Here is a 1,122-nt window from a genome sequence, read left to right on the forward strand (position 1 = left end):
ATCGGGCACGGCCCCGGCTTGCGCCGCGGGGGGAGGGCCGTGCGGGAGGGGGCCGCTCGCTACAGGACCAGCGAGAGCAGCAGGATGAAGGCCAGCGAGACCACGGAAATGATGGTCTCCATCACCGACCAGGTCTTGATCGTCTGACCCACATTCATGCCGAAGTACTCCTTCACCAGCCAGAACCCGGCGTCATTGACGTGGCTGAAGAAGAGCGAACCCGCGCCGACGGCGAGGACCAGCAGCGCGGCGTGGGACGTCGACATGTCCGCGGCCAGCGGCGCGACCAGACCGGCTGCCGAAATGGTGGCAACGGTCGCCGAGCCGGTCGCGAGCCGGATCGCGACGGCGATCAGCCAGCCCAGCAGCAGCGCCGGGATCGACCAGTCCTTGGAGAAGTCCAGGATCATCTGGCCCACACCGGCATCGATGAGGGTCTGCTTGAAACCGCCGCCCGCACCCACGATCAGCAGCACACCCGCGATCGGGGCAAGGGACTTCTCGACGGTCGTGGAGAGCCGGCCCTTGGTGAAACCGGCCGCCCGGCCCAGCGTGAACATGCCGACTATGACGGCCGCGAGGAGCGCGATCAGCGGCGAGCCGATCACATCGGTGATCCGCTGGACGTGGTTCTCCGGGTCGTCCACGACGATGTCGACCAGGGCCTTGACGAGCATCAGCACGACGGGGAGCAGGATCGTCGCCAGGGTGGCGCCGAAGCTGGGACGCCGTTCCAGCTCCTCGGAGGGGCGCTGCGGAACCATCTTCTCCGGAGCCTTGATGTCCACCCAACGCGCGGCGTAGCGGGAGAAGAGCGGCCCGGCGATGATCACGGTCGGGATCGCGACCAGAACACCCAGCGCGAGCGTGACGCCGAGATTGGCGCCGAGCGCGTCGATCGCCACCAGCGGGCCGGGGTGCGGGGGAATCAGCCCGTGCATCACGGAGAGACCGGCCAGCGCCGGGATGCCGATCCGCATCAGGGAGTAGTTGCCGCGCTTGGCGACGAGCAGCACCACCGGGATCAGCAGCACGATCCCGACCTCGAAGAACAGCGGCAGACCGATGATCGAGGCGATCAGGACCATCGCCCACGGCATGGCCCGCCCGCTCGCCTTCGCC

General features: G+C 68.3%; 1 protein-coding gene. It reads right to left on the reverse strand.

The window, feature by feature from the left end; all coding sequences use genetic code 11:
- Window positions 1–59: 59 nt before the first annotated feature.
- Window positions 60–1,122 (reverse strand): gluconate:H+ symporter (locus ACFU8Q_RS41620; protein WP_384465470.1); only part of this gene is annotated, 1,063 nt, incomplete at its 5' end.

It is taken from the genome of Streptomyces sp. NPDC057543, assembly GCF_042801895.1.
GTDB lineage: Bacteria > Actinomycetota > Actinomycetes > Streptomycetales > Streptomycetaceae > Streptomyces.